General features: G+C 69.5%; 24 protein-coding genes and 1 tRNA gene. 19 read left to right on the forward strand and 6 right to left on the reverse strand.

The features are described 5' to 3' along the window. Positions 1-6: 6 nt before the first annotated feature. From ABD209_RS10255 to ABD209_RS10270, 4 genes are all read left to right on the forward strand, one after another. Complete coding sequence (locus ABD209_RS10255; RefSeq protein WP_344065687.1) at positions 7-1,605, forward strand: AMP-binding protein; 1,599 nt, start codon at positions 7-9, stop codon at positions 1,603-1,605. A gap of 10 nt (positions 1,606-1,615) precedes the next feature. Continuing rightward, positions 1,616-2,242 (forward strand): dTMP kinase, encoded by a 627-nt coding sequence (tmk, locus tag ABD209_RS10260; protein WP_344065690.1) that lies wholly within the window; start codon positions 1,616-1,618, stop codon positions 2,240-2,242. Further along, entirely contained in the window at positions 2,239-3,378 is a 1,140-nt protein-coding gene (locus ABD209_RS10265) for a DNA polymerase III subunit delta' (RefSeq protein ID WP_324386641.1), read from the forward strand. The genes tmk and ABD209_RS10265 overlap by 4 nt, the downstream gene beginning before the upstream one ends. 70 nt (positions 3,379-3,448) lie before the next feature. After that, positions 3,449-5,029: an alpha/beta hydrolase gene (locus ABD209_RS10270; protein WP_344065694.1), complete on the forward strand. Its 1,581-nt coding sequence runs from the start codon at positions 3,449-3,451 to the stop codon at positions 5,027-5,029. 28 nt (positions 5,030-5,057) lie between these two features. Here ABD209_RS10270 and ABD209_RS10275 read toward each other — a convergent pair whose 3' ends face one another. Continuing rightward, the gene (locus ABD209_RS10275) at positions 5,058-7,367 is read right to left on the reverse strand and encodes a protein kinase domain-containing protein (protein ID WP_344065697.1); all 2,310 of its coding nucleotides are present in this window, start codon (positions 7,365-7,367) and stop codon (positions 5,058-5,060) included. Positions 7,368-7,604: 237 nt separating this feature from the next. On the opposite strand from ABD209_RS10275, the gene ABD209_RS10280 reads away from it, so the two are divergent. The 8 genes from ABD209_RS10280 (at position 7,605) to ABD209_RS10315 (ending at position 15,143) form a co-directional block, all read left to right on the forward strand. After that, positions 7,605-7,678: transfer RNA gene (locus tag ABD209_RS10280), tRNA-Thr, on the forward strand. Positions 7,679-7,995: 317 nt separating this feature from the next. After that, entirely contained in the window at positions 7,996-9,708 is a 1,713-nt protein-coding gene (locus ABD209_RS10285) for an ABC transporter substrate-binding protein (protein WP_344065700.1), read from the forward strand. 100 nt (positions 9,709-9,808) lie between these two features. Beyond that, positions 9,809-10,819 (forward strand): ABC transporter permease, encoded by a 1,011-nt coding sequence (locus ABD209_RS10290; protein WP_324386586.1) that lies wholly within the window; start codon positions 9,809-9,811, stop codon positions 10,817-10,819. Positions 10,820-10,824: 5 nt separating this feature from the next. After that, positions 10,825-11,859 (forward strand): ABC transporter permease, encoded by a 1,035-nt coding sequence (locus ABD209_RS10295; RefSeq protein ID WP_344065703.1) that lies wholly within the window; start codon positions 10,825-10,827, stop codon positions 11,857-11,859. 13 nt (positions 11,860-11,872) lie between these two features. Further along, entirely contained in the window at positions 11,873-12,895 is a 1,023-nt protein-coding gene (locus tag ABD209_RS10300) for an ABC transporter ATP-binding protein (protein WP_344065875.1), read from the forward strand. Then, the gene (locus tag ABD209_RS10305) at positions 12,885-14,069 is read left to right on the forward strand and encodes an ABC transporter ATP-binding protein (RefSeq protein ID WP_344065706.1); all 1,185 of its coding nucleotides are present in this window, start codon (positions 12,885-12,887) and stop codon (positions 14,067-14,069) included. The genes ABD209_RS10300 and ABD209_RS10305 overlap by 11 nt, the downstream gene beginning before the upstream one ends. Before the next feature lie 10 nt (positions 14,070-14,079). Beyond that, entirely contained in the window at positions 14,080-14,394 is a 315-nt protein-coding gene (locus tag ABD209_RS10310) for a 4a-hydroxytetrahydrobiopterin dehydratase (RefSeq protein ID WP_344065709.1), read from the forward strand. After that, entirely contained in the window at positions 14,391-15,143 is a 753-nt protein-coding gene (locus tag ABD209_RS10315) for a VIT1/CCC1 transporter family protein (protein WP_425564645.1), read from the forward strand. Before ABD209_RS10310 ends, ABD209_RS10315 begins: the two co-directional genes overlap by 4 nt. Here the strand turns inward: ABD209_RS10315 and malQ are convergent. Beyond that, positions 15,104-17,257: a 4-alpha-glucanotransferase gene (malQ, locus tag ABD209_RS10320; RefSeq protein WP_344065711.1), complete on the reverse strand. Its 2,154-nt coding sequence runs from the start codon at positions 17,255-17,257 to the stop codon at positions 15,104-15,106. The two genes, ABD209_RS10315 and malQ, sit on opposite strands and share 40 nt — an antisense overlap. A 202-nt stretch (positions 17,258-17,459) precedes the next feature. Here malQ and ABD209_RS10325 point away from each other — a divergent pair, with 202 nt between their 5' ends. Next, complete coding sequence (locus ABD209_RS10325) at positions 17,460-18,113, forward strand: sigma-70 family RNA polymerase sigma factor (protein ID WP_324386581.1); 654 nt, start codon at positions 17,460-17,462, stop codon at positions 18,111-18,113. Then, positions 18,110-18,373 (forward strand): mycothiol system anti-sigma-R factor, encoded by a 264-nt coding sequence (rsrA, locus tag ABD209_RS10330; protein ID WP_324386580.1) that lies wholly within the window; start codon positions 18,110-18,112, stop codon positions 18,371-18,373. Before ABD209_RS10325 ends, rsrA begins: the two co-directional genes overlap by 4 nt. A 106-nt stretch (positions 18,374-18,479) precedes the next feature. Here the strand turns inward: rsrA and ABD209_RS19835 are convergent, their stop codons facing one another. Beyond that, a complete protein-coding gene (locus ABD209_RS19835) occupies positions 18,480-18,554 on the reverse strand; it encodes a 50S ribosomal protein bL37 (RefSeq protein ID WP_369299113.1) in 75 nt (24 codons plus the stop codon). A gap of 483 nt (positions 18,555-19,037) precedes the next feature. On the opposite strand from ABD209_RS19835, the gene ABD209_RS10335 reads away from it, so the two are divergent. Further along, positions 19,038-20,339, forward strand: coding sequence for an HD-GYP domain-containing protein (locus ABD209_RS10335; protein WP_344065713.1), 1,302 nt, complete (start codon positions 19,038-19,040; stop codon positions 20,337-20,339). After that, positions 20,336-21,598, forward strand: a complete 1,263-nt coding sequence (locus tag ABD209_RS10340; protein WP_344065715.1) for an HD-GYP domain-containing protein — start codon at positions 20,336-20,338, stop codon at positions 21,596-21,598. Before ABD209_RS10335 ends, ABD209_RS10340 begins: the two co-directional genes overlap by 4 nt. Before the next feature lie 73 nt (positions 21,599-21,671). On the opposite strand, the gene sodN is transcribed toward ABD209_RS10340, so the two are convergent. Together sodN and ABD209_RS10350 are read right to left on the reverse strand one after the other, a co-directional pair. Further along, on the reverse strand, positions 21,672-22,070 hold the full coding sequence (sodN, locus tag ABD209_RS10345; RefSeq protein WP_344065718.1) for a superoxide dismutase, Ni: 399 nt from the start codon (positions 22,068-22,070) through the stop codon (positions 21,672-21,674). Positions 22,071-22,126: 56 nt separating this feature from the next. Further along, positions 22,127-22,621, reverse strand: a complete 495-nt coding sequence (locus ABD209_RS10350; protein ID WP_344065720.1) for a S24 family peptidase — start codon at positions 22,619-22,621, stop codon at positions 22,127-22,129. Between ABD209_RS10350 and ABD209_RS10355 the strand changes: the two genes are divergently transcribed. From ABD209_RS10355 to ABD209_RS10365, 3 genes are all read left to right on the forward strand, one after another. Continuing rightward, positions 22,600-23,775, forward strand: a complete 1,176-nt coding sequence (locus tag ABD209_RS10355) for an NAD(P)-dependent malic enzyme (RefSeq protein WP_344065723.1) — start codon at positions 22,600-22,602, stop codon at positions 23,773-23,775. The genes ABD209_RS10350 and ABD209_RS10355 overlap by 22 nt on opposite strands. Before the next feature lie 334 nt (positions 23,776-24,109). Beyond that, positions 24,110-24,355: a hypothetical protein gene (locus ABD209_RS10360; RefSeq protein WP_344065726.1), complete on the forward strand. Its 246-nt coding sequence runs from the start codon at positions 24,110-24,112 to the stop codon at positions 24,353-24,355. Between the two features lie 747 nt (positions 24,356-25,102). Further along, positions 25,103-25,231 carry a hypothetical protein gene (locus tag ABD209_RS10365; RefSeq protein ID WP_344065729.1) on the forward strand — a complete coding sequence of 43 codons (129 nt, stop codon included), beginning with the start codon at positions 25,103-25,105 and terminating at the stop codon, positions 25,229-25,231. A 19-nt stretch (positions 25,232-25,250) separates the two neighbouring features. Here the strand turns inward: ABD209_RS10365 and ABD209_RS10370 are convergent, their stop codons facing one another. Further along, positions 25,251-25,433 (reverse strand): DUF6104 family protein, encoded by a 183-nt coding sequence (locus ABD209_RS10370; RefSeq protein WP_344065732.1) that lies wholly within the window; start codon positions 25,431-25,433, stop codon positions 25,251-25,253. Between the last annotated feature and the right edge of the window lie 8 nt (positions 25,434-25,441).

Below are 25,441 nucleotides of genomic sequence, written 5' to 3' on the forward strand. Positions count from 1 at the left end.
CGGGCCATGCGCCCCTATCAGATCGTCAGCGTGCTTGCGCGCCGCGGCCTGCTCCAGCCGACGCTGCCACACCGCAGCCTCGGTCAGGTCCGGGCCCTGACGACCTGGGGCTTCGGCCTGAGCGGCGAGGCTCGCGGGGCGGCGGCGCGCCGCCCGTCGGGCATCGCGATCGTCGATGAGTCCGGACGCCTGACGTATGCCGAGTTGATCGCCCAAGCCGAGCGCGTCACTCGCGTGCTGCTCGCCCGCGGCGTGCGTCCCGGGGATCGCGTCGCCGTGCTGGCACGCAATAGTCGCGACCTGGTGATCGCGATGCTCGCCATCGACCAGTTGGGCGGTGACGTCGTCCTGCTCAACACCGGATTCGCCGCCGAGCAGCTGGCCGCGGCCGCGCAGGCATACGGGATCGGTCTGGTGGTGCACGACGAGGAATTCGGCCCACTCCTCGCCGATACCGCGGTCGCGGCCCTCGACCTGGCTGACCTGATGGCCCTCGGTGACGGCCCGGCCGGACGGGGGCGTGCCGTGCGCCCGCCTGCGCGTCGGGGCCACGTCATCGTGCTGACCAGCGGCACGACAGGGACGCCCAAGGGTGCCCCGCGGCGCAATCCCGGAGGCGTCGACTCCTTCGTCGCGATCATCGAGCGCATTCCGTTACACGCGACGGATCGCGTCCTGATCAGCGCACCCATTTTCCATACGTGGGGGTTTGCGGCGCTGCAGTTGTGCTTCGGGCTGCAGGCGACGATCGTGCTGCGGCGGCGGTTCGAGTCGGCCACGGCCTACGCCGATCTGGTCGAGCACGACTGCCAGGTGATGTTCGCCGTGCCTGTGATGATCCAGCGGCTGCACGAATGGCGGTCGGCGAACCCTGGGCCGCAGCCGCCGGCGCTGCGGGTGGTGGCGACAAGCGGATCGCGGCTGCCCGCCACCTTGCCGGTGCCCTTCATGGACGACTTCGGAGACGTGCTCTATAGCCTCTACGGCTCGACCGAGGCGTCCTGGGTGACGATCGCGGTCCCGGAGCAGTTGCGCGCGCATCCCGACACGGCCGGCACCCCGCCGCTGGCGACTCGGGTCGCGCTCCTGGATGCCGACCTCGCCGAAGTCCCCGACGGCGACGTGGGGCAGTTCTATGTCGCGAACTCGATGGTCTTCGAGGGCTATCTCGGCGGGGCAGACAGTCACCGGCACGACGGTCTGATCGCCACCGGCGACCTCGGACGCCATGTGGACGGGCTCTACTACGTCGACGGCCGGGTCGATCAGATGATCGTCAGCGGTGGCGAGAACGTCTATCCCGCCGCGGTCGAGGACGCGCTCTGCGCGCTCGAGGGCGTGGCCGAAGCCGCCGTCCTCGGCGTGTCGGACCCGGAGTTCGGCCAGCGGCTGATCGCCTTCGTGGTGGCCGCTCCGGGCGCCGACGTCGACGGGGAGGCCGTGCGCGCGGCACTGCGCGGTCACATTTCGCGCTTCGCCCTGCCCCGGGAGGTCCGCGTCGTCGACGCGTCACCTCGCAACGAGACCGGCAAGGTCTCGCTTGTCGCCCTCAGCGCCTTGCTCGCGCCGAAGGAGGCGCAGGGCGGTGTCACCGGCCCCCACTAGGGTGGCGGCCGTGAGTGACGGGATCTTCATCGCCTTCGAGGGCGGCGACGGGGCGGGCAAGTCCACCCAGGTGCGGCTGCTCGCCTCGGCGTATGCCCTGCTCGGCCGTAGCGTCCTGGTCACCCGCCAGCCCGGGGGCACCGAACTCGGCCGGGCTCTGCGCGATCTGCTCCTGCACGGCGACCACATGAGCGCGCGCGCCGAGGCGCTGATCTTCGCCGCCGACAAAGCCCAGCATGTCGAGGAGGTCGTCCGTCCCGCCCTGGCCGCCGGGCAGGTCGTGCTGACCGATCGCTATACCGACTCCGCGGTCGCCTATCAAGGCGCCGGCCGCGCGCTCGGCGCCGAGGAGGTGCGCACCCTGCAGTTGTGGGCCGTCGACGACCTGCTCCCCGACCTGACCGTCATCGTGGACATCAGCGCCGAGGAAGGCCGTCGCCGTCGCGGCGCCGTGCACGACCGCCTCGAGTCCGAGGCCGACGAGTATCACGCTGCCGTGCGCGCCCACTTCCTCGCGCTGGCAGCCGCCGCCCCCCAGCGGTATGCCGTGGTGGACGGCTCGCTCGATCCGGTCGCCATCCACGACCGGATCGTCGCGGCCCTGATCGACCGCGGCCTGATGGCGGCGAATCGATGAGCGTCTGGAGCGAGTTGGTCGGCCAGGAGCCCGCCCTAGAGATCCTGCAGCGGGCCGTCGCGCGGCCCGACGCCATGACTCACGCGTGGCTCTTCACCGGCCCGCCGGGCTCCGGCCGGTCGGTCGCGGCCCGGGCGTTCGCGGCTGCGCTCCTCTGCCCGCGCGCCGGGTGCGGCGAGTGTCGCGAATGCCGAACCGCCCTCGACGGCACCCATGCCGATGTCGACCTCGTCGCCACCGAAGGCCTCTCGATCAAGGTCGACCTCGCGCGCGACCTGGTCCAGATCGCCGCCCGCCGACCGTCGGTCGGTGCGTGGCGGGTCATCATCGTCGAGGACGCCGATCGCCTCACCGATCACTCCGGCAACAGCCTGCTCAAGGCGATCGAGGAGCCCGGCGCGCGGACGATCTGGCTGCTCTGCGCCCCCTCCGTCGAGGACGTCCTGATCACCCTGCGCTCCCGCTCGCGTCACGTGCGCTTGCGCACTCCGCCCGTCGCCGCCGTCGCCCGGCTGCTCGTCGAGCGTGACGGCATCGACCCCGCCATGGCCACGTATGCCGCCCGGGCCGCTCAGTGCCACGTCGGCCTCGCGCGTCGGCTGGCCCGCGACGAAGGCGCCCGGATCCGCCGCCGCCAGGTCGTGACCTTGCCGGCCAAACTCGGCGGCGTCGGCGATGCTGTTGCTGCGGCTGCGGACCTGATGGCCATCGCCGAGGAGGAGAAGGAGGGGGCGCTGACCGAGCGCAACTCCCGTGAACGCGAGCGGTTGATGCAGACGCTCGGCGCGGATCCCGCCGCGCGCACCCAACCGCCCCACATCCGCTCCCAACTCGCCACGCTGGAGAAGGAGCAGAAAACCCGGGGCACGCGATTCACGCGCGATGTCGTCGACCGGACCTTGATCGACCTGATGTCGGTCTATCGCGATGCTCTCGTTCAGCGGCAGGGCGGACGGGTCGGCCTGGTCAATGAAGACAATCTCGCCGTCGTCGGCCAACTCGGGCGCGCCTTCGGCAGCGAAGGCCTGTTGCGGGCGATGGATGCCATCGGCTTGGCGCGCGAGCGGATCGCCGCCAACGTCCCGCCGCTGCTCGCGCTCGAAGCGATGGCTATCTCGCTGCAGCTGCCCCGCTGAGGACCACCAAAGCGCCCGCCGGCGCTGCGGCACTCGGCTCCGCACCAGATCCGTGAGTTAACGTGTGGACGTGCCGCGCCGCCACCGCCCCGCGTCCGTCCCGCGATACCGGCGCACTGACCGACGCGCGGTCGCTCTGCTCGCCGGCGCGGGCCTCGCCCTGACCGGCTGCTCCATCCCCAATCCCTTCGACCGTGACGCCACCCCGTCGCCCGCGCTGGCCACGAGCGACCGGGTCCCGCCTGGCCAGGAGGCGCTGGCGAAGTTCTACGAGCAGACGCTCACCTGGTCCGACTGCGGCGGCCCACAGTGCGCGAAGCTGACCGTCCCGATCGACTATGCCGATCCGCAGGGCGCGATCATTCAACTCAGCGTGCTCAAGGTGTCGCGCCGCGGCGGCGGCACGGCGCTCGGCTCCCTGGTCGTCAACCCGGGCGGCCCGGGCGGCAGCGGCGTCGATTACGCGAAGTATGCCGATTTCATCGTCGGGACCCCGGTCCGAAAGGCCTACGACGTGGTCGGCTTCGACCCGCGCGGCGTTGCGGCTTCGGCCCCGATCGAGTGCGTGAAGCCGGCGCAGATGGACACCTTCCTCGGGCAGGACCCCACCCCCGATGACCGCAGCGAGGAGGATGAGGCGGTCCGGCTGGCCAAGGACTTCGGCGCCGCCTGCCAGGCGAATGCCGGCCCGCTGCTGCCGCACGTCTCGACCGTCGAGGCGGCCAAGGACATGGACATCCTGCGGGCCGCGTTAGGCGATGCCAAGCTGACCTATCTCGGCAAGTCCTATGGCACCTTCCTTGGTGCCACCTATGCGGGTCTCTTTCCCGACCGCGTGGGTCGCTTCGTCCTCGACGGAGCGGTCGCGCCCAATCTCACCCCGGAGCAGTTCGCGGTCGGCCAGGCCAAGGGCTTCGACGTTGCCACCAAGGCGTGGGCCCAGGATTGCGTCGAGTCTGGCAAATGCCCCCTCGGCAAGGACGTCGACGCCGTCGTGACCGGCCTGATCGACCTGCTCGCGAAGCTCGACGCCACGGCGGCCCCGGTCACCGGGGACGCGCGCGTCACCAAGCTGACCGAGGGCTGGGCGTCCTATGGCGTCGCCGCCGCGATGTACGACCAGGGCCGCTGGGACGCCCTGACCGAGGCGCTGCGCGCCGTGGTGGCCGGCGACGGCACCGAGTTGATGGCGATGGCCGACGACTACGCCGAGCGCCGCCCCAATGGCAGCTACTCGGGCAATTTGATGCAGGTCATCAACGCCGTCAACTGCCTCGACAATGGCGACAGCGCCGACCCGGCGGTCTACCGCGAGAGGGCGAAGGCCGCCGAGCAGGCGGCCCCCGTCTTTGGGCGCTTGCTGGCCTGGTCGGGCCTGGTGTGTGGCAACTGGCCGATCAAGCCCACGGGGAAGGGCGAGAAGATCACCGCCCCCGGCGCCGCTCCCATCGTCATCGTGGGCACCACCCGCGACCCCGCCACCCCGTATGACTGGGCGGTCGACCTCGCCGGCCAGCTCGAGTCGGGAGTCCTGCTGACGATGGACGGCGACGGTCATACGGCCTATATGCGGGCCAACACCTGCATCGACAACGCGATCAACGACTATTACGTCAAGGACGCCGTGCCCGCCGACGGCACGCGCTGCTGAACCCGCAGGCGACCCGAGGAAACCCTGATCAACCGTTGGCGCGAACATTGTCGGCGACCAGGTGGGACACCTGCTCGGCGACGCTCAATGCCTCCTCGATGGTGGGATAGGACGACTCGACCATGATCACGTAGTCGCCGACGACCTGCATGACCAGGCCGGGTACATAGGCCCAGGGGACGCCACTGGCGGTCTTGGTGTTCGTCCGCTCGATGAGGTAGCCCTGGTCGTGCCCGTCCCACGGCGTGACGATGGCGCTCTGCGGCTGTCCATCTCCGGCCCTGGTCCAGTGGCAGTTGGCGATGATCACGGCCATGTCGGCCATCGCGCTGCTGGACTGCCCCGCCGGTAGCCGCGAGATCCGGATCTCGGTGTGCCGGCCGTTCGGGTCGACAAGGGTGTTGGAGAGCGAACCGGTCGGCACGTATTTCTGATTGCAGTCATGGTCGAAAACCGTGCTGATCTGCACTGGCTCGGTGGACGGCGACGAGGCATAGGTCCAACCGCTACCCACTGACAAGGCCGGAGGCAAGGCGTTGTCGGGGATCGGCGGGGTGGGCGGGGGCGGGACTGTGGTCGCCGTTGTCGGCGACGGGGTACTACTCGACGCCGGCCGGCTCGTGGTCGGGGAAGGTCGGGCACTGGTGGTGCTCCGCGACGGGAGCCGAGATGCTTTCTGAGTCGGGGTGCTACTCGGCTGCGACCCGGACGACGTCCCGGTGCTGGTCGGTTGATGCGAGGAAGAGGATGTCGGTGTGCCACTCTCGGCCGCTGCGCTCGTCGTGCTCCCGGCGATGCCGGTCGTCGCTCCCTGACTGGTGCTGATCTGGCCCCCGGCCCGGCTGGGGTTGTCGGGTGCCTTCTTGTGCCCCACGATCACCCAGGCCAAGGGGATCGCCACCGCCAGGCAGGCCGCCACCAGGCCGCCGATGACCCAGCGTTCATGATTGCCCGAACGCTTCGGCGGCGAGGTCGTCACCGACGGCGAGGCGCCCCCAACCGGCGACCTCAGCACCGTGTTGGCGGTGTAGGTGTCCGGGCCCGACGACCAGCCAGGTGCGAGACCACCCGGCTGGCCGGAAGGCGCCGCGGACCACGATGTCGCCCCACCGGTGGTCGGCCCAGAAGGTATCGGCGACCACGACGTCGCGGGGAGCCCCGACGCTCCCACCGGCCCTGTGGTCCAGGGCGCATTGCCATTCGGCGCGCGCGCCGCAGATACACCGGGCGCCCCGCCGGTGGCACTCGGCGGCACGAACGCCCCGCCGGCGGCTTGCCCGCCGAAGGCCGCTGCGCCGACTCCCTGGCCACTCGACGCTTGGCCACCGGGACCCGACGGGGACAGGCCACCGGCGGTTTCGGTGGCGAGGGGGTAGGGCCGCGACGGCCACGCCGCGCCGGGCTGGTCGTCGTCATTGCTCAGCCACAGGGCTTCCTCGCGCGGCCAGCTGCGCGCCTCGGTGGCCGTGCCCGCGCCAAGCACGACCATATTGCTCACCGGCCGCTGCAACCGGATTTCCACCGACTGTAGGGCTCGACCGAAGTCAGCGGCGCTGCGGAAGCGCGCCGCCGGATCCTTGGCCATCGACCGGGCCAGAATCTGCTCGAGCACGGGCGGTACGTCATTGCGCCCGGTCCGCGGGACCGGCGCATTGCCGATCCGCCCGATGAGTGCCATCCGGGAGTTGTCGCCCCGCGGGATTTCGAACGGGCTGCGCCCGACCAGCAAGGTCCAGACCGTCGCGCCCAGAGAGTAGACATCGGTGACCGGCGACCCCTTGGCCCGGCCGAGCAGCATCTCCGGCGGGGACCAGGGGATCGACACGCCGATGTCGCCGTCGTCCGCGGCCGCCGCATTCGCGGCCACCCCGAAGTCCGACAGCCCCGGCTCGTCCCAGGGCGTCGTCAAGATGTTCGCCGGCTTGACGTCGCGGTGCAGGATGCCCGCTCGGTGGGCACTCTCCAGGGCACCGCTCATCGCGATGCCGATGCGCAGGACCTCATCGACGCTCAAGTGCTCGCGGAGGCAGCGCTCCGCCATCGTTGCGTTGGGGCAGAACATCATGCTGATGAAGGGCTGTCCGGCGTCTGTTGTCCCCGTGCCATAGATCCGCACAACATGCGGATGTTCGAGCTTGGCCATGGTGTGCGCCTCGGTCTCGAAGCGCTGACGCACGTGCGGGTCGGCGAGCGGGTCCCGGATCACCTTGATGGCAACCTTGCGGTTGAGCCGTGGCTCGTCATAGAGATGGACGTCGCCGTAGCCGCCGGAACTGATGCGTTGGATCGGCGTATACCCCGTGATGGCCGGTGGGGGAGCGCTGCGCTCGCCTACCATGTCGTCCCCGTCCGGCGGTCGAGTTCACGCATTCCGCGCCTGCTCATCACGTGCCTCCTGAAGGGACCGAGCGTGCTGGGCCCGCTCACAATCCTCGCCAGGATCGTGCCGGAGGCCGCCGCGCGGTAGTCCTCGTTTCCAGGGACCTTCGCCGGCCGCAATGTCCAGGCCGCTACCTGCGGGGCGGAGATTGGGTGCCCGATCCGTCTCGTATACTTGACGACGCGCCCAGCGCCCGCCGCTTTAGCTCAGTCGGCCAGAGCGATTCACTCGTAATGAATAGGTCGTCGGTTCGATTCCGACAAGCGGCTCAGCAACGCCCCCGACCCACGCAGGTCGGGGGCGTTCCTGCATCCCAGCCCGTATGCCGTGCGCCCGCCCCGCGGGAAAAGCGCGCCTTTGGTTCCCCTCCCGCCGCAAAAGGCGCGCTCGCGGGGTATCCCTTCGGTAACAAAGCCCGCGGCGTCGCGCGACCGCGGCAAGTCGGTCACTAGGGTGCGATGAGCGTTCAGTGCGGAACGCCCTCGTCGCGACGGCTCGTCCGCCGCCGGCTCGTCCGCACCGAAGGCCCTGACAAGACCGCCACGGCAACCGCCGCCAGGGCGGCATACGACCGAAGAGGTAGCCCATGAAACTTTCGCGGAAGACGGCCACGCCCGTCGTCCTCGCCAGTGTCGTCGCGCTCGGACTGGCTGGCTGTGCCAAGTCTGACCGGGAGACCGGCAGCACCGGCACGAGCGGTTCGACTGGCTCGAGCGCCACCTCCGGGGGCGGGGGCGGTGCGGCCAGCGACACCTTCACCTTCGGCGCCGCCGGCGCGCCCGAGGTCTTCGACCCCTTCTACGCCAGCGACGGTGAGACCTTCCGGGTGACCCGGCAGATGATGCAGGGTCTGCTCGGCATCAAGGACGGCACCGCCGACCCCGAGCCCGAGCTTGCCGAGAGCTGGGAGCCCTCGGCCGACGGACTCTCCTGGACCTTCAAGCTGCGCCAGGGCGTGAAGTTCACCGACGGCGAGACCTTCAATGCCGAGGCCGTCTGCTACAACTTCGAGCGCATGTTCACCCAGAACGAGGTCGCGGCCGCCGGCCCGGCCGAGTACTGGGCCTACACCATGGGCGGCTTCAAGGGCGGCAAGGACGACTCGCTCTATAAGTCGTGCGAGGTCAAGGACGACGCCACCGTCGTGCTCAACCTGACCCGTGTGACCTCCGACTTCCCCGTCCTGCTGACCCTGGACTCCTTCTCCATGCAGAGCCCCAAGGCACTCAAGGACGGCGACGCCAACAATGTGGCCAAGGAAGGCGAAGGCTTCAAGTACCCCGCCTACGCGATGGCCCCTGTCGGCACCGGCCCCTACAAGCTGGACAAGTACGACCAGGCCAACAAGACCATCACCCTGGTCCGCAATGACGACTATTGGGGCGACAAGGCCAAGACCGCCAAGCTGATCTTCAAGATCATCCCCGACGAGTCGACCCGTCGCCAGGAGCTCGAGGCCGGCTCGATCAATGCCTACGACCTGCCGAACCCGGTGGACTGGAAGGCGCTGGAGGACGGGGGCAACCAGGTGCTCGTGCGCCCGGCCTTCAACATCCTCTACATGGGCTTCAACCCCGACAAGAACCCCAAGCTGAAGGACCTGCGCGTCCGCAAGGCGATCTACATGGCGCTCAACCGTGAGCAGATGGTTCAGAGCCAGCTGCCCGAAGGCGCCACCGTCGCAACGCAGTTCATGCCTGACACGGTTGCCGGCTACAACAAGGACCTGCAGCCGGTCAAGTACGACCCCGAGGGTGCCAAGGCCCTGTTGAAGGAAGCCGGCGCCGAGGGGATGACTCTGCAGTTCGCCTATCCCTCCGAGGTCAGCCGGCCCTATATGCCGGACCCGCAGAAGATCCACGAGGCCCTGGCCGCCAACCTCGCCGACATCGGCATCAAGGTCGAGGCCGTCACCAAGCCGTGGAACGGCGGCTACCTCGACGGGGTCGACAACGGGCAGTTCGACGCGTGGCTGCTGGGCTGGACCGGTGACTACAACTCGGCGAACAACTTCATCGGGACCTTCTTCTCCTCCGACACCAACGACTTCCACACCTACGCCAACGACTGGGGTAAGACCCTGACGAGCGAGCTGCGGAAGGCGGACGGCGTCGTCGACGAGGCGGAGCGCACCACGACCTACGAAGCGCTGAACAAGAAGATCATGGAGGAGTACCTCCCCGGTCTGCCGATCAGCCACAGCCCGCCGGCCCTCGTCGTCGGCAAGGGCGTCTCCGGTGTCACGGCCAGCCCGTTGACCGCGGAGATGTTTGACCAGGTCGTCGTCACCAAGAGCTGACGCTGAAGGGCACTGACCCGCAACACGAACGCCGCCCCAGCACCCCAGCGGTGCTGGGGCGGCTAACGTTTCGCCCACGAGAAGAAGGGAGGGTGAGAAGGTGCTGCGCTTCATCATCCGTCGCCTGGGCCAAATGGTCGGCGTCGTTTTCGTCTTGTCGCTCCTCCTCTTCCTATGGCTGCGTTCGCTGCCCGGTGGCACCGTGTCGGCGATTCTGGGTGACCGTGCCACGCCCGAGTCTCGTGCTCGCCTGGAGGCAGCACTCGGCCTTAATGATCCGCTCTATGTGCAGTATTGGCGCTTCCTCAAACGCGCCGCGACGGGCAACTTCGGCGCCTCCAACGGCGTCCAGCCCGGCAAGGACGCCCTCGGCGTCTTCCTGACTCGCTTCCCGGCCACCGTCGAACTGTCGACCTTCGCGATCATCGTCGCGGTGGCTGCCGGCATCCCGCTCGGCTACCTCGCCGCCCGCCGGCGCGCGAGCCTGTTCGACAACGCCAGCGTCATCGTCTCGCTGATCGGTGTCGCGGTCCCGGTCTTCTTCCTCGCCTTCCTCCTGAAGTACTTCTTCGCCGTCAAACTCGGCTGGCTCCCGGTCTCCGGCCGCCAGAGTGCCGGACTGGACGCGACCCGCGTCACCGGCTTCTTCGTCCTGGACGGCCTCATCACCCGCGAGTGGGACGCGGCCTGGGACGCCTTCAAACATCTGATCCTGCCCGGCCTGGCGCTGGCGACCATCCCCTTCGCGGTGATCTTCCGTATCGCCCGAGCCTCGGTCCTCGAAGTGCTCGACGAGGACTTCGTGCGCACGGCCGAGTCCAAGGGCCTGACCAACCGCGTCATCCGCGGCCGCCACGTCCTGCGCAATGCCATGCTCCCGGTCGTCACGACGGTCGGCTTGCAGGTCGGCGGCCTGCTCGCCGGGGCGATCCTGACCGAGACGGTCTTCTCCTTCGGCGGCATCGGCGAGGCGCTCGCGATCAGTTTCGAGAAGAAGGACTACGCGGTGCTCCAAGTCCTGATCCTCGCCTCGGCGGCGATCTTCGTCCTGGTCAACCTTCTGGTCGACATCCTCTACGCCGTCATCGACCCCCGCGTCCGGACGAGGTGAGCCGTATGCCCGAGAAGGACACCACGCAGCGACCGCAGACCGGCACTGCCGACGACGCCGTGGCCCGCACGTCCCGGCACGCCTTCGGTGCCCGGCGCAAGGAGCGGATCGACGACCTTGCCGCCACGGCAGGGCGCGTCGACGAGGCCGGGGCCGTGGACGAGGGACCCGGTGTCTCGCTGATCGCCAGCGCCTGGCGCCGGCTACGCCGCGACCGGGTGTTCCTGGTCGGCCTCGCCATCACCATCGTCTTCGTCCTGGTCGCGGTCTTCGCCCAATGGCTGGCCCCGCACGACCCGATCAAGGCCTACCTGATCGACAAGGTCCGCCGGCAGTCCAACCCGGTGCCCGGCCCGGAGCCCGGCTTCCCGCTCGGCGCCGACGACCGCGGCCGCGACCTGCTCTCGCGGTTGATCGTCGGCAGCCAGCAGACGCTGATCGTCGCCGTCTTCGTCACCATCATCTCGGTCATCGGGGGACTGGTGCTCGGCACGCTCGCCGGTGCCATCGGCGGCTGGGTCGACTCGACCGTCATGCGCGCGGTCGACGTCATGCTCTCGATGCCCTCGTTGCTGCTGGCCTTCTCGATCGCGGTGTTGGCGAGCAAGCCGAGTCAATGGACGGTCATCATCGCCATCGCGGTGACCTATATTCCCGTCTTCGCCCGGCTCTTGCGCGGGACCATGCTCGCCCAACGCCACAGCGACCACGTCCTCGCCGCTCGCGCGCTCGGCGTCAAGCGGGGCGCCATCGTCTTCCGGCATATGCTGCCCAATGCGCTCGGGCCGGTCATCGTCCAGGCCACACTGGTGCTCGCCACGGCGGTCATCGACGCGGCCGCCTTGTCCTTCCTCGGGATGGGCAATCCCGACCAGCGCCAGCCTGAATGGGGACAGATGCTCGGTGTCGCGCAGGAATACCTCAGCTCCTACCCCCACCTCGCGTTCTACCCAGCGGCCTGCATCATCATCGTCGCCTTCGGCTTCACGCTGATGGGTGAGTCGCTGCGCGAGGCCCTCGACCCCAAGACGCGGCGGTGACGACGTGGCCACGTTGACCACGGCAAGCGCCTCGACCCCGACGCCGGGGGCGCAGGAGCCCCTGCTCGACGTCCGGGACCTCTCGGTCGTCTTCTCGCGGCAGGGCGAGAAGCCCTTCACCGCGGTCGACGGCGTCAGCTTCTCGGTCCGCCCCGGTCAGACCGTCGGCCTGGTCGGCGAGTCGGGCAGCGGCAAGTCGGTCACCTCGCTGGCGATCATGGGGCTGCTGCCCGAGCGCGGCAACCGCGTCTCCGGCAACGCCGTCTTCGCCGGCACTGACCTGCTCGCCCTTCCCAAGGGCGCCATGCGCGAGCGGCGGGGCCGCGACCTCGGCATGATCTTCCAGGACCCCCTCTCCTCGCTGAACCCGGTCGTCCCGATCGGCATCCAGGTCACCGAGGTCCTCGAACGCCACAAGGGGATGTCGCGTAAGGCGGCCATGCCGCACGCCCGGGAAATGCTGGAGAAGGTCGGCATCCCCGACCCCACCCGGCGCCTGAAGGAATACCCGCACCAGCTGTCCGGCGGCATGCGCCAGCGCGCACTGATCGCGATGGCGCTCGCCTGCGAACCCCGCCTGCTCATCGCTGACGAGCCCACCACCGCCCTCGACGTCACCATCCAGGCGCAGATCCTCCAGCTGCTGAAGGAACTCGTCCGCGACAGCGGCACCGCGCTGATCATGATCACCCACGACCTCGGCGTGGTCGCCGGCCTGTGTGACGAGGTCAACGTGATGTATAGCGGCCGGATCGTCGAGCGCGGCCCGCGCCACGAACTCTTCGCCGCTCCGCGGCATCCCTACACCCACGGGCTGCTCGGCTCCATCCCGCGACTGGACGGCGCCCGGGGCGAGCCGCTGCACCCCATACCGGGATCGGTGACCGACAACCTGCCGTGGGCGCACGGGTGCGCCTTCGCCCCCCGGTGCAGCCAGCCGCTGCCGGTGTGCCGGGAGCAGACCCCCGAGTTCGAGGACGACGGCCGCACGGCGCTGCGCTGCCACAACCCCGTGGAGGTGCCCCGTGGCCACTGAAACCGAGTCCCGTCCGGCCGGCTCGCCCGCCGATGGCGATGACGTCCTGCTGCGCGTCGAGGGCGTCAAGGTGCACTTCCCGATCAAGCGGGGCGTGATCTTCGACAAGACCGTCGGCTATGTGTATGCCGTGGACGGCGTCGATCTGGCCATCCGCCGCGGCGAGACCTATGGCTTGGTGGGGGAGTCCGGCTGCGGCAAGTCCACCCTGGGCCGGGCGATTCTCAAGCTGGAACCCCCGACCGCAGGAAGCGTGCATTTCGACGGCGTCGACGTCGCCTCACTGCAGGGCGAGGAGTTGCGCCGCAAGCGCCGCGAGATGCAGATGGTCTTCCAGGACCCGCTCTCCAGCCTCGACCCGCGACAGTCTGTGGAGTCCCTCCTGCTGGAGGGCATGAAGGCGCACGGTCTGGCCAAGGACCAGGCGGCAGCGACCCGGCGCCTGCGTGAACTGCTCACGGCCGTCGGCCTGCCGGCCAAGTCGCTGAGCAAATACCCCCATGAGTTCTCCGGCGGGCAGCGCCAGCGCATCGGCATCGCCCGGGCATTGTCCGTGGACCCCAAGTTGATCGTCGCCGACGAGCCGGTCTCGGCTCTCGATGTCTCGGTGCAAGCCCAGGTCATCAACCTGCTCGAGGAGTTGCAGGACAATTTCGGCCTGACCTATCTCGTCGTCGCCCACGACCTGGCCGTGGTCAAGCACATCAGCGACCGGGTCGGCGTGATGTATCTCGGTGCCCTGGTCGAGGAGGCCGGTGCCGATGACCTGTATGCCGCACCCCTGCACCCCTACACGCGCGCCTTGATGTCGGCCGTCCCGGTCCCCGACCCGGTGATCGAGGATCGCCGCGAACGCATCCTGCTGACCGGTGACCTGCCCAGCCCGGCCAACCCGCCCAGCGGGTGCCGCTTCCATACGCGCTGTCCGTGGCGTCAGCCCACCCGGTGCGACACCGATCGACCCGAGTTGCGCACGGTGCAAATCGAGGGCATTCCGGCCACGCACCGAGTGGCCTGTCACTATGTCGAGGACATCGCTTCCGGCGCGATCGCGGCGCACCGGGTCAGCGCGAAGGCCGTCGATCCCACGCTGGTCCAATCCGATCCGAGCCTGGACGGCTCCCTGATCGGTCCGTCGTCGATCGGTGAGGCCACCAGCGCCGACCCGCTGTAGCGTGGGCAGCGTGTCCCGACTGCTGACCGACGACGAGATCACGCGCCAACTGCTCGACCTGCCCGGCTGGGCCCGCTCCGGCGACGAGATCCGCTGCGCGTATGCCGCACCCACCTTCCCCGCAGCCATCGCCCTGGTCGACGAGGTCGCGCTCGAGGCTGAGGACATGAATCACCACCCCGACATCGACATCCGCTGGCGCACGACGACGTGGGTGCTGAGCACGCACGACGCGGGCGGCCTGACTCAACTCGACATCGAACTCGCCCACCGGATCGCGTTGCACGCCGACGCGCTCGGCGCGCAGCCTGCCGATCAGGCATGAGCGAGGCGGATCCCACGCTCCTCGCCGCGGCCGCCGCCGAGACGGGGGGTGCCCACCACGAGCCGCACGACGCCGGCGCGATGGGCCGACTGAACTGGCTGCGTGCCGGGGTCCTCGGCGCCAATGACGGCATCGTCTCGACGGCGGGCCTGGTTATCGGCGTGGCCGCCGCCACCAACAACCGGGCGGCGATCTTCACCGCCGGCCTCGCGGGTCTGGCCGCGGGCGCCATGAGCATGGCCGTCGGTGAATACGTCTCGGTGAGCACCCAACGCGACTCCGAACGGGCGATGGTCGCCAAGGAGCGCCTCGAACTGGCCCAACTGCCCCACACCGAGTTGCTCGAGTTGGCCGAGATCTACGAGGGCAAGGGCCTGCCGCCGAGGTTGGCTCTCGATGTCGCCAAGGCGCTCACGGAACACGATGCCCTGGCCGCGCACGCCGAGGCCGAGTTGCGCATCGACCCCGACGACTTGACCAATCCCTGGCACGCCGCCATCGCCTCGATGATCTCCTTCACCATGGGCGCACTCCTGCCGTTGCTGGCCATCCTCAACCCGGCCACGGGTTGGCGCATCCCGGGGACCGTGGTCGTCGTGCTGGTCGCCCTCGCCCTCACCGGCTATATCAGCGCCCGCCTCGGGGGCGCGGCCATCGGCCGCGCGGTGCTGCGTGTGGTTCTCGGCGGCATCCTGGCGATGGCCGTGACCTATGGCATCGGCCGGCTCTTCGGGACCGCCGTCTCCTGACGCAACCAGCGGGTGATCCGGCGTGGGCCCGGGCCCCGGGTGAGCATCTCCATGGTCACCAGTTCGCCCGTCGGCCCGGTCAGCGGCAGCTTCCAATTCGGGTATTCCTTGTCGGTGCCCGGCTGGTTGATCGCCCGGCGGTCGCCGACCAGGTCGGTGACGCTCACCCCGAGCAGCTTGGCCGGGGTCCGGGCCAGATAGCGGTGCAGCGATTCGACGAACGGCGCGACATCGGCCGAGTCGTGCGGGAGGTCGCGGGCGGCCAGGGCGTCGGCGACCTTGCCGATCGCCTCCAACTCGTGCTCGCGCTCGACCTCGACCGGCCGAGTGAGCAGCCCGAGTTCCTCTCGGATCGCGACGTGCTCCAGCCCGAGATAGCCGGCGGTCGGCGGGAGATCGTGGGTGGTCACGCTGGCCAGGCACAGCTCGCGGTAGTGTTCCGGCGGCAAGGGCTGGCCGTCGGCCCACTCGAACCACAGGATCGACGTGCCGAGGATGCCGCGCTCGAACATGAAGTCGCGCGCGAAGGGCTGCACGACGCCGAGGTCCTCGCCGACAACGACAGCGCCGGCACGGTGGGCCTCCAGGCACAGGATGCCGATGAGCGCCTCGTGGTCGTAGTGGACGTAGGTGCCGTCCTTCGCTGTCATACCGTCCGGCACCCACCACAGCCGGAAGAGGCCGATGATGTGGTCGACGCGGATGCCTCCCGCATCGCGGAGCACCGTGCGCAACATGTCGCGATAGGGCGCATAACCCAGTTCGGCGAGCCGGTCGGGCCGCCAGGGCGGCTGTGACCAATTCTGGCCCATCTGGTTGAACTGATCCGGGGGCGCGCCGACGCTGATGCCCTGGGCGAGCGCGTCGGTCAGGCACCACGTGTCGGCCCCGTCGGGGTGGACGCCCACCGCCAGGTCGTGGACGACACCGAGCGCCATGCCGGCCTCTTTGGCCAGGTGCTGCGTGCTGGCGAGTTGCTCGGTCAGGATCCACTGCAACCAGCAGTAGAAGTCGACATCGGCGCGGTGCTCGTCACGGAACGCGGCGACCGCTTCGCTCGCGGAATCCTGCAGATCGAGCGGCCAGTGACGCCAGGGCTGTCCGTGCACATCGGCCAGGGCGCACCAGGTCGCGAAGTCGACGAGTCCCTGGCCTTCGCGCTCGCAGAAGCCGTCGAAGGCGCGCTGGCGCCGGGCGCTGAGGCCACTGGCGTGGACGATCCGCAGCGCCGCGCTCTTGGCCGACCAGGCCGCGTCCCTGTCGATGACGTCGGCGGTGTTGAGCTTGCGGGCGCGCTTGGCGAGCTTTGCCACCGCCGAACGCCGCGACGAGCGCAGATAGCCGACCTCCGGGATGTCCTCGACCCGGATGTAGACCGGGTTGACGAAGCGCCGCGTCGTCGGCAGATAGGGCGAGGCCTCCATGGGTGCCGTCGCCTGCGCGGCATGCAGGGGATTGACCAGGACGAAGTCGGCGCCAAGATCGGCCGCCCCCCACGTCGCGAGGTCGGCGAGGTCCGCGAGATCGCCGATGCCATACGAGTTGGCCGATCGCAGTTGATAGACCTGCGTCATCAACCCGAACATCCGCCGGTGCGCCAGCCCCGCGGGTAGATCTAGTCGTCCCGGAGTGACGATGAGCGCGGCGGTCGCTGACGGCTCGCTCGCCTCGCCGACGAAGGCGTGCAGGCGGTGCCAGCCCAGCGGCAGGTCGCCGGGCACCTCGAAGGTCGCCTCCCCGGTCAGCACCTCGTCGACCATGCGCGGCTCGACCCAGTTCTCGACCTGGCGGACCGCGACGAGCCCACCCTCCTCGAGTTCGACGACCAGGCCGACGGCCGTGCCGTGCGGAACGTGAACGGCCACGTGCGGCCGCCAGCCCGCGCGGAGCACGACGGTCGCCGGCAACGTCCGGCGCCAGTGGCGCAGCCACAGATGGCGATGCGCGTCCACCAACTCGGCGGGTGTCGAAGTCGGGACGCCCAGGGCGTCCAGGACCTGCCCGATGGTCTCGGCGCTGACCGTCGTATGCCGTCCCTGCCAGTCCCAGAACTCGGTCGCCACACCATAGGCCTGGGCCAGCGCGGTCAACTCGGGGGAGGGGGTGGCGCACATCGAGCGGGCTCCTTGTGAATCGGGAACGGCGGGCCGGCGGAGCGCCGGACTAAACGCGGCAAGTCTGTCATGTCGGACCTCGGGGAATACCGCCCGGCTCGTCCGCGCTGAACTTCACCAGACTCTCGCATCCTGCTCCGGAGGCCCCGTGCTCGTCCTATTGACCCCCTCCCCCGTCGAAGCGGGGCTAGGCTGGTCGGCAATGACTGCCACCCCACCCACCCCGCCGACCGACGTGTCACCCGAGCCGGAGGTGGATCTCGCGACCGAAACCGCGCAGGAGCGCCGCGCGCGTTTCGAGGCTCTGGCGATGCCGCTGATCGACCAGCTCTACTCCGCCGCCCTGCGCACCACCCGCAACCCTGCCGACGCCGAGGACCTGGTCCAGGAGACTTACGCCAAGGCGTATGCCGCGTTCCACCAGTTCAAACCGGGCACCAACCTCAAGGCCTGGATGTACCGCATCCTGACCAACACCTACATCAACACCTACCGCAAGAAGCAGCGCGAACCGCTGCAGTCCGACGCGGCCGAGGTCGAGGACTACCAGCTCGCACGCGCCGAGTCGCACACGTCGCGCGGCCTGCGCAGCGCGGAGGTCGAGGCGCTGGACCACCTGCCCGACTCCGAGGTCAAGCGGGCGTTGCAGGAGTTGCCGGAGGAGTTCCGTCTGGCGGTCTATTTCGCCGACGTCGAGGGCTTCGCCTACAAGGAGATCGCCGAGATCATGGGCACCCCGATCGGGACCGTGATGTCGCGCCTACACCGCGGTCGTCGCCTCCTGCGCGAGCTGCTGGCCGACTATGCCGCCGAGCGCGGCTTCGCTGCCGCCCGCACCGGAGCGGAGGAGTCGTGAGCCACCACCTCGACGAGGCCGACTGCTCCGAGGCCCTACACCGCGTCTTCGAATATCTCGACGGTGAAATGGGCTCCGACGACAGCGCCAAGATCGCCGCCCACCTGGCGCATTGTGCCGCTTGCCTGCAGCAATACGACCTCGACACAATGGTCAAGGCCCTGGTCAAGCGGTCCTGCCCACCAGAGTCGGCACCGACCCACCTGCGCGCGATGATCGTCCAGCGGATCACCACGATCGAGGTTCGCTACTCCGACTGAGCCGCCCACGCCGGCATCCGCCCACCGAGCCGGCCAATGCCGCATACGGCCACCAGACAAAACGCCGCCGCCCCGTCCCGGGGTGGCGGCGTTGGTGATGCGACGCTCAGGCGTTCGGCTTGCGGCCGTGGTTGGCGCCCTTCTTCTTGCGGTCGCGGCGCTTGCGGGCACGCTTGCTCATGGTCCTTCTCCATACCGGTGGGGGATGTTCGTGGGTCGCCGACTTAGCGTCCCGATACCGGCCATTCTCCCATAGTTCGCCCAGACGCCGTTCGCTCGGCCACCCGTGCGCCTGATCTCGGTATGCCGCGTCGCACCCGTGCGTACCGGTCCCGCGCCCGCTCGGTAGGAAAGGCATTTCGCTGCGTGTCGCCCTGGTGGGAATATTTGGTCAATCGCACCACATCAGCCCGCGATCACGCCCTGATCGCCGACCTCCTCGGAGCCACAGAATGTCGCCTCGTCGTTTCCTCGCCGGCGCCGTGTTGGCCGCTTCGGCCGTCGTTCTTCCCGCCGGTGTCGCGGCGGCTGACCCGCCCCCGCCCCCGTCACAGGCGGCCACCCCGGCACCGTGCACGGGAGTCCCCCCGCAGGCCGGTAACGGCAGGTGTGTCCGTCCGGATATCTGGGAATGGACGGTCGAGGGCCAGTAGGCTCCCATGGCGTGACCTCCCCGGCGCCCCGGGCCAGCGACGCCTATACGCGTGAGGAGCGCCGCGAGCGCGAGTTCGCCTTGCGCACCGATGCGGTCGTTCTGGCAACGTCGCTGGCCGCCCTGGTGGCCTTCGGCGCGTCGTGGTTCGTGCTCGACGGGGTGGGTCGGTGGAGCGATGCCCTGGTGCTCGCCCTGGTTGCCGGCATCAGCAATCTGGCGCGGCGCGACTCCCGGCGCGGGCGCGGACTCTCGCTGACCGGAGCGATCATGCTGGCCGCGATCCCCGTCGGCGCAGGTCTGGGTATCCCTCTCATCGCGATCGTCGGCGCTGCCGCGAACTGGCGCTCCGTCGGCGCCCAGCGCATCGTCTTCAACGCCGCGACCGGCTGCCTTGCGGGCGTCCTGGCCGCCATGGTCTATGTGATCCTCGGCGCCCCCGTGGTCCCGGCAGCCGCCCTGGGCGAGACCCGAGGCCTGATCCAGATGGGACTCGGGCTCGTGGTGGGCATCATCGTGCAGGCGCTCACCACAGCCACCTTGGTGGCGGGGGTGCTCTGGGCCAGCCGCGGGATCTCGATGCGCACAACCATGCGGGGGCTTTTTCGAGAGTCCGGCCTGGACTATCTCGCCACCATCGGCTTGGCCTTCCTCATCGTGGTGACGTGGGTGCCCGTCGGGGCCGGCGCCGTGAGCGTGGTCCTGCTGGCGCCCATATTTGTCGTCAGTCGATTCGCTGTCGCGCAGTGGAGCAATGAGTGGACCGCCCAGGTACGTGCCGTCAGTGCCTTCACCACCGCCATGGACGAGCGCCATCCCGGTGCGGCGGTCCACGCCGCTGATGTTGCGCGCATCTGCGAATGGATCGCCGATGAGCTGGCGATGAGTTCGGTAGATGCGCAGGCGCTCGGCCTAGCCGGAGCGCTGCACGGCATCGACGCGCTCGCGCTGCCCAACGGAAGTGGCCGCCGCTCGGCGATCTCCGCACTCGACTCCGTGGACGTGCTGGCCCCGGCGCTGCCCATCCTGCAGCGCTACCGCGACCCCGACGACGGCGTCGGCCGGCCGCTCCGGCCCGCCCGGGTGCTAGCCGTCGCCGATGCGTATGCACGGGTGCGCGCTCGTGACGTGCCCGCCGGTGCGCGCGAGCCGCACCTGCTCGCCTACGGGCGGCTGCTGGAGCAGCAGGACGACCGCTTCGATCCTTCGGTCATCGCGGCCCTGGGCCGGGTCCTCGAACGCGTCGACCCCCTCGATCGCGGGATCGCTCGGTCCGCCGAGACCGTGGCCGGCGACCCCGGGACGTCCGGATGAGCGTGCCGTTGCGCAGCGGCGCGACGGTGGTGCCGGCGTTGGCCGCCGGGATCGTCATCGCCGCCGTCGTGGGGTGGATCCAGTCGGGTCAGGCCGTGGATCGACGTGCCCTGCCCTTCGTCGCGCTCGCCTTGGTCGTGATCGCCGCGGGCGAACTGGTCCGCCTTGACCTCGGCGATCGGCTCCTGGCGCCGGTGAGCACGGCGACGGCGGTCGGGCTGGTGTTGGCGCCGCTTGGGCGTGACGGTGGCGGGCTGCCGCTGGCGCAAGCCGTCCTGGCGGTCGCGCTTGGACTGGCGGCGGGTGGCGCCGTGCTGGCGCTCACCGGGCGCCCGGCGCCACTGAGCGATCTCGCGGCACGCTTCATCGGCGTCGGTTTTGTGGCCGCGCTCGGGAGAAGCCAGATGTTCGGGCCGGATCTGATCCAGTGGTGGCAGCGACCCGACGTGCCGCGCTGGCTCGGCGCCCTAGCGCTGATCGGCGCGGCCACCGTGGGCGTCGGCGTCGAGATCGCCCTATGGACCGCCTCGCGCTCACGCACCTGGCGCATCTCCTGGCTGGCGCTGGTCCGCGCCGATCTGGAGCGTTCGGGGGCCGTCGGCGCGATCATGACCAATGTCGGCGCGCTGATGGCGTTCGCCTACCCGGCCATCGGCGTGTGGGCCCTTCCGCTCTATCTCGTGCCGATCGCCACGGCGGTCATCGCGCTGCGCCGCGCCCAACGGATCCGCGATATTCAACACCAACTGATCACCGCGCTGTCGCGCCTGAGTGACGAAACCGGTCATACGAACCCTGGCCATGCGCAGCGCGTCGCCCGGCTCAGCGTGGCCCTGGGGGAGGAACTGGGGCTGGGGCCGTTGGATCTGCTGGCGGTGCGGGACGCCGCCCTGGTCCACGACGTCGGGCAGGTCACGCTGGCGGAACCGATCCCGGACGGCGCCACGCTCGGCGCAGCCCCGGCGGAGCAGGCGCAGGTCGTCCTCGACACCGTGCGCATCATCGAGGCCGCCGGGCTGCCCGAGCCGATGGTCGAAGCGGTGCGCGGGAGCATCGTGCAGTTCCGGCAGTTGCGCGAACAGGGCCAGACGATCCCCGTGACCGGCCGCATCGTCAAGGTCGCCAATGCCTATGACGACCTGACCCGGGGCCGGCGCTCGGCCCGGGCTGCGGCCCTGGAGCGGATCCACCTGGGCCTCGGCTACGAATACGACCCGGCCGTGGTCGACGCGCTCGCCCGGGTCACCGAGAACGCCTAAACGGGGGGGGGGCTGGCGCGCACCCGCCGCTTAGGCGCTCGGTGACCTTCGGGCGACCGGGTCTGCGGTCTGCTCAGGCCTTCTTGGTGTCGGCGAAGATCGTCGCGATCTCGTCGATCTTGGCCAGCAGCTGGTCGGCGACGTCGACATCGAAGCTGCCCTTGGTGCCACTGGCGCCGGCGAGCTTGGTGGCCTCGTTGACCAGGGTGTGCAGGTTCGGGTACTTCTCGAAATGCGGGGCCTTGAAGTAGTCGGTCCACAGCACCCACAGGTGGTGCTTGACCAACTCGGAGCGCTGCTCCTTGATGATCGCGGCCCGCACTCGGAAGTCGGGGTCGTCGTTGTCGGCAACCTTGGTGCAGATCGCCTTGAGGGATTCGGCCTCGATGCGCGCCTGCGCGGGGTCGTAGACACCGCAGGGCAGGTCGCAGTGGGCGCTGACGGTCGGGATGCGAATGAGTCGGCGGAACATGATGTCCTCTCAGTGCTTGGCCGGGCGAGCCGGACGCGGATCGCTCGCGATCAAACCTACCCGGCCGATCGCCTCGGCAGCCGGAGCGGGGGCGGCCAGAGTCGGCACGCGACCACCGCGAGCACGTCACTGCTGGCCACCGAACCGAAGAGCCAGCTGTCGGCTCCGACCGAGGGATTGTCGCGCTCGAGCCACCAGCGCGCCGGGTCCGCGGGATCGCGCCCCGCGAGCCGTTTGACGGCAACCGGGCGCGGTGTGCCGTCGCGTTCGGCCGGGAGCCGGGCGATCACCAGAGCGCCCGAGCTCAGCCGACGGGTGCGACGGATCAGCAGCAGATCGCCCGGCCACAGTGTCGGCGACATGGAGTGGCCTTCGACACGAACCACCCCGATCGGCGCCGGCAGGTATGACACGATGCCTAACGTTACGGTCATCCCCGTGGCGCCATCCGGGCCCACCCGCCCGGAATCCGACGTGGCCCGGCGCCCACGATCAGTCTGCCCTGCTGTCTCGATTGGAGCCCGTAACCATGCGCACCCCCACCGATCCATCGACGCCCGGAGAGGCGGGCGATCCCTTTGCGAACGACCCGGTCTTCATCGCGCACGAAGGCGGCAAGCTCGGGGTAGTCGCAACCAAGCCACTCGCGGGCCGGGAGGATCTGGCCCTGCTCTACACCCCTGGGGTCGCCAAGGTGAGCGCCGCCATCGCCGCGGACGCCCGGCTGGCCGAGCGCTACACGAGCAAACGGCATACGGTCGCGGTCGTCACCGACGGCACGGCGGTCCTCGGGCTGGGCAATATCGGCCCGCTCGCGGCTCTTCCGGTCATGGAGGGCAAGGCCGTGCTGTTCAAGGAGTTCGGCGGCCTCGATGCCGTCCCCCTGTGCCTGGAGACCGGCACGGTGGACGAACTCGTTGAGGCGATCGCCCGCCTGGCACCCGGCTTCGGTGGCATCAACCTCGAAGACATCTCCGCCCCGCGCTGCTTCGACATCGAGGACAAACTGGCCCGTCGGCTGCCGATTCCCGTCTTCCACGACGATCAGCACGGCACGGCGATCGTCGTTCTCGCCGGCCTGATCAACGGCTGTCGGGTGGTCGGGAAGGATCTGGCGGATCTGCGGATCGTCATCAGCGGGGCCGGTGCGGCCGGCATCGCGATCGCCAATTTGCTGCACGAGGTGGGCGTCGCCGATGTCGTCGTGTGCGATTCCCGCGGCATCCTCGGCCCGGACCGGCGCGACATCTCCGGCCACAAAGCCAGGGTTGCGGCATGGAGCAATCCGCGTCAACTGACCGGCCCGATCGGCAAGGCGCTGATCGGAGCCGAGGTCCTGATCGGCGTGAGCGGAGGCACCATCGAGGAGACGGATGTCGCCGCGATGGCCCCAGACGCGATGATCTTCGCGCTCGCCAATCCGACGCCGGAGGTCCACCCGGACATCGCCGGCAGGTATGCCGCCATCGTTGCCACGGGACGTTCGGACTTCCCGAACCAGATCAACAATGTGCTCGCTTTCCCCGGGATCTTCCGCGGCGCCCTGGATGCCGGGGCCCGCGCCATCACGACGGCGATGAAGATTGCTGCGGCGCGGGCGATTGCCGACCTGGTCGACGAACCCACCTCGGATGCCATCGTCCCGAGCGTCTTCGACCCCCGGGTCGCACCACGCGTGGCGAGTATTGTCGCCGCGTTGTCCTAGACTTTGTGGGCCGGGAGGCCCCACCCGGTCTCACTTTCTGCACTTATTGGAGTTCGTTCGTGCCTGCCGATGGCCAGGAGTCGACCGACCGGCACCAGGCCACCAAACGCGGCGGAGGCTTCTGGGGAGGTGGCGGCGCCACGCGTGCCGCCGGGCGCCGGTCGCGGACCAAGTCGCGCGACATCATCCCGGCTGTCGCCGTCATCCTCGCGATCCTGCTGGCCATTCTGTCCGGCATCCGGCGGTGCTCCGCGCGGCCTACCTCGGGGCCAATGGGTCGATCGCCGGCGCGGGTTGGGCGCTCGCGGCCGACCCGCGCCGGCGCTGACTCGGTATGGCCTTCGCGGCAGCGGCGAATGTGCTGGTACTGGTGGTGGCGACGCCTCGTGTGGGTGCGTTCGGTGGCGGCCTGGCCATGGTCGCCGCAAGCCTGGTCGCCGGCACCGCGAACATCATCTGGCTGCATCGCCATTTCGGTATCCCCTGGCGCGGCTTCTACGGCTGGAGCCGCCATGACACCGACCAGTTGCTCGCAGTGGTCCGCCTGTTGACTCGGCGCATCCGCCGGGTCCCTGCCTGAGAAAGAGAGATGCTTCGGTGGAGATCGACTCGAGCCCGAGGCACGATAAGCCCCGCAAGGTGGTCAAGTTGGCCACCCTTGGGTTCCTTGCGGCCCGGACCGGCTTAGCAGCGCACCCGTCACCGGGGATTCGCCGGTCACCCTGTCCATCACCTCCTACGGCCGGCGGATGAGTGTCGTCGGTTATGCCATCGAGTCGCTCGCCGCCGGTCGTGTCCGGCCGGCCCGATTTCTGCTGTGGGTCGATAACCCGGACGCGGCCCGAGCCAGCAAGGATGATCGACCGGCTGGCCGAGCGGGGTTTGGAAGTCCTCGCCACCAATGACTTCGGCCCGCACAAGAAGAGCTACCCCTACTGCAGGCTGGCCGGCGGGGACGGCCTGGACCTGGTCACGGCAGATGACGACTTGCTCTACCCCCGCGGCTGGCTCGCGGGCCTGGCCAGCGGGCAGGCGGCCGCACCCGGTGACTTCGTCGGCTATCGCGCCAAGACGGTGTCCTTCGAGGAGAACGGGCAGTTGGCTCCCTACGCGCAGTGGCCGGCGGCCCCCGCGGGTCCTCCGGCCCCGCGCGTCTTCCTCACCGGGGGTGCGGGCGTGGTCTTCCCCGCCGCCCTGCGCGCGGCCATCGCCGCCGCCGGCGCGGCCTTCATGGACGTATGCCCGCGTGCGGACGACATCTGGACAAACGCCTGCGCGCTGCGGGCCGGCATCACCGTGCGCACCATCGATGCAAAGGGGGATGGCGATGCTCAGCATCCCGCGCAGTCAAGGCGAGCAGGCGCTGCATACCGACAATGTCGGTGCCGGCGGCAACGACCGGCAACTCGCGGCCACCATGACGCCGTCCGATCTGGCGGCGCTCCGGGCCGGTTGATCCGGCCCGGAGCGACTGGTCAGTCCTCGGCGAAAAGGTCGTCCAGGCGCGCCAGCCAGGCGGCCAACCGCTCGATGGGCACCTCGAACTCGGGGTGCTCGTCGACGAAGGAGCGCAATTGGTCGGCGACCCAGGCGAGGCTGACCTCCTCCTCCCCGCGCCGGGTCTCCAACTCCTCGATGCCGCGATCGGTGAAGTACATCCTCGATC

It is taken from the genome of Nostocoides vanveenii (assembly GCF_039531165.1).
Taxonomy (GTDB): domain Bacteria; phylum Actinomycetota; class Actinomycetes; order Actinomycetales; family Dermatophilaceae; genus Nostocoides_A; species Nostocoides_A vanveenii.

What these genes read in the sequence shown, in the direction of transcription:
- ABD209_RS10365 (WP_344065729.1), top strand. Translation starts at nt 25,103, where the DNA reads ATGCTCAGCATCCCGCGCAGTCAAGGCGAGCAGGCGCTGCATACCGAC.
- ABD209_RS10340 (WP_344065715.1), top strand. Translation starts at nt 20,336, where the DNA reads ATGAGCGTGCCGTTGCGCAGCGGCGCGACGGTGGTGCCGGCGTTGGCC.
- malQ (WP_344065711.1), bottom strand. Translation starts at nt 17,257, where the DNA reads ATGTGCGCCACCCCCTCCCCCGAGTTGACCGCGCTGGCCCAGGCCTAT.
- ABD209_RS10275 (WP_344065697.1), bottom strand. Translation starts at nt 7,367, where the DNA reads ATGGTAGGCGAGCGCAGCGCTCCCCCACCGGCCATCACGGGGTATACG.
- ABD209_RS10285 (WP_344065700.1), top strand. Translation starts at nt 7,996, where the DNA reads ATGAAACTTTCGCGGAAGACGGCCACGCCCGTCGTCCTCGCCAGTGTC.
- sodN (WP_344065718.1), bottom strand. Translation starts at nt 22,070, where the DNA reads ATGTTCCGCCGACTCATTCGCATCCCGACCGTCAGCGCCCACTGCGAC.
- ABD209_RS10360 (WP_344065726.1), top strand. Translation starts at nt 24,110, where the DNA reads ATGGCCTTCGCGGCAGCGGCGAATGTGCTGGTACTGGTGGTGGCGACG.
- ABD209_RS10255 (WP_344065687.1), top strand. Translation starts at nt 7, where the DNA reads ATGCGCCCCTATCAGATCGTCAGCGTGCTTGCGCGCCGCGGCCTGCTC.
- ABD209_RS10355 (WP_344065723.1), top strand. Translation starts at nt 22,600, where the DNA reads ATGCGCACCCCCACCGATCCATCGACGCCCGGAGAGGCGGGCGATCCC.
- ABD209_RS10265 (WP_324386641.1), top strand. Translation starts at nt 2,239, where the DNA reads ATGAGCGTCTGGAGCGAGTTGGTCGGCCAGGAGCCCGCCCTAGAGATC.
- ABD209_RS10295 (WP_344065703.1), top strand. Translation starts at nt 10,825, where the DNA reads ATGCCCGAGAAGGACACCACGCAGCGACCGCAGACCGGCACTGCCGAC.
- ABD209_RS10315 (WP_425564645.1), top strand. Translation starts at nt 14,391, where the DNA reads ATGAGCGAGGCGGATCCCACGCTCCTCGCCGCGGCCGCCGCCGAGACG.
- ABD209_RS10325 (WP_324386581.1), top strand. Translation starts at nt 17,460, where the DNA reads ATGACTGCCACCCCACCCACCCCGCCGACCGACGTGTCACCCGAGCCG.
- ABD209_RS10350 (WP_344065720.1), bottom strand. Translation starts at nt 22,621, where the DNA reads ATGGATCGGTGGGGGTGCGCATGGTTACGGGCTCCAATCGAGACAGCA.
- ABD209_RS10370 (WP_344065732.1), bottom strand. Translation starts at nt 25,433, where the DNA reads ATGTACTTCACCGATCGCGGCATCGAGGAGTTGGAGACCCGGCGCGGG.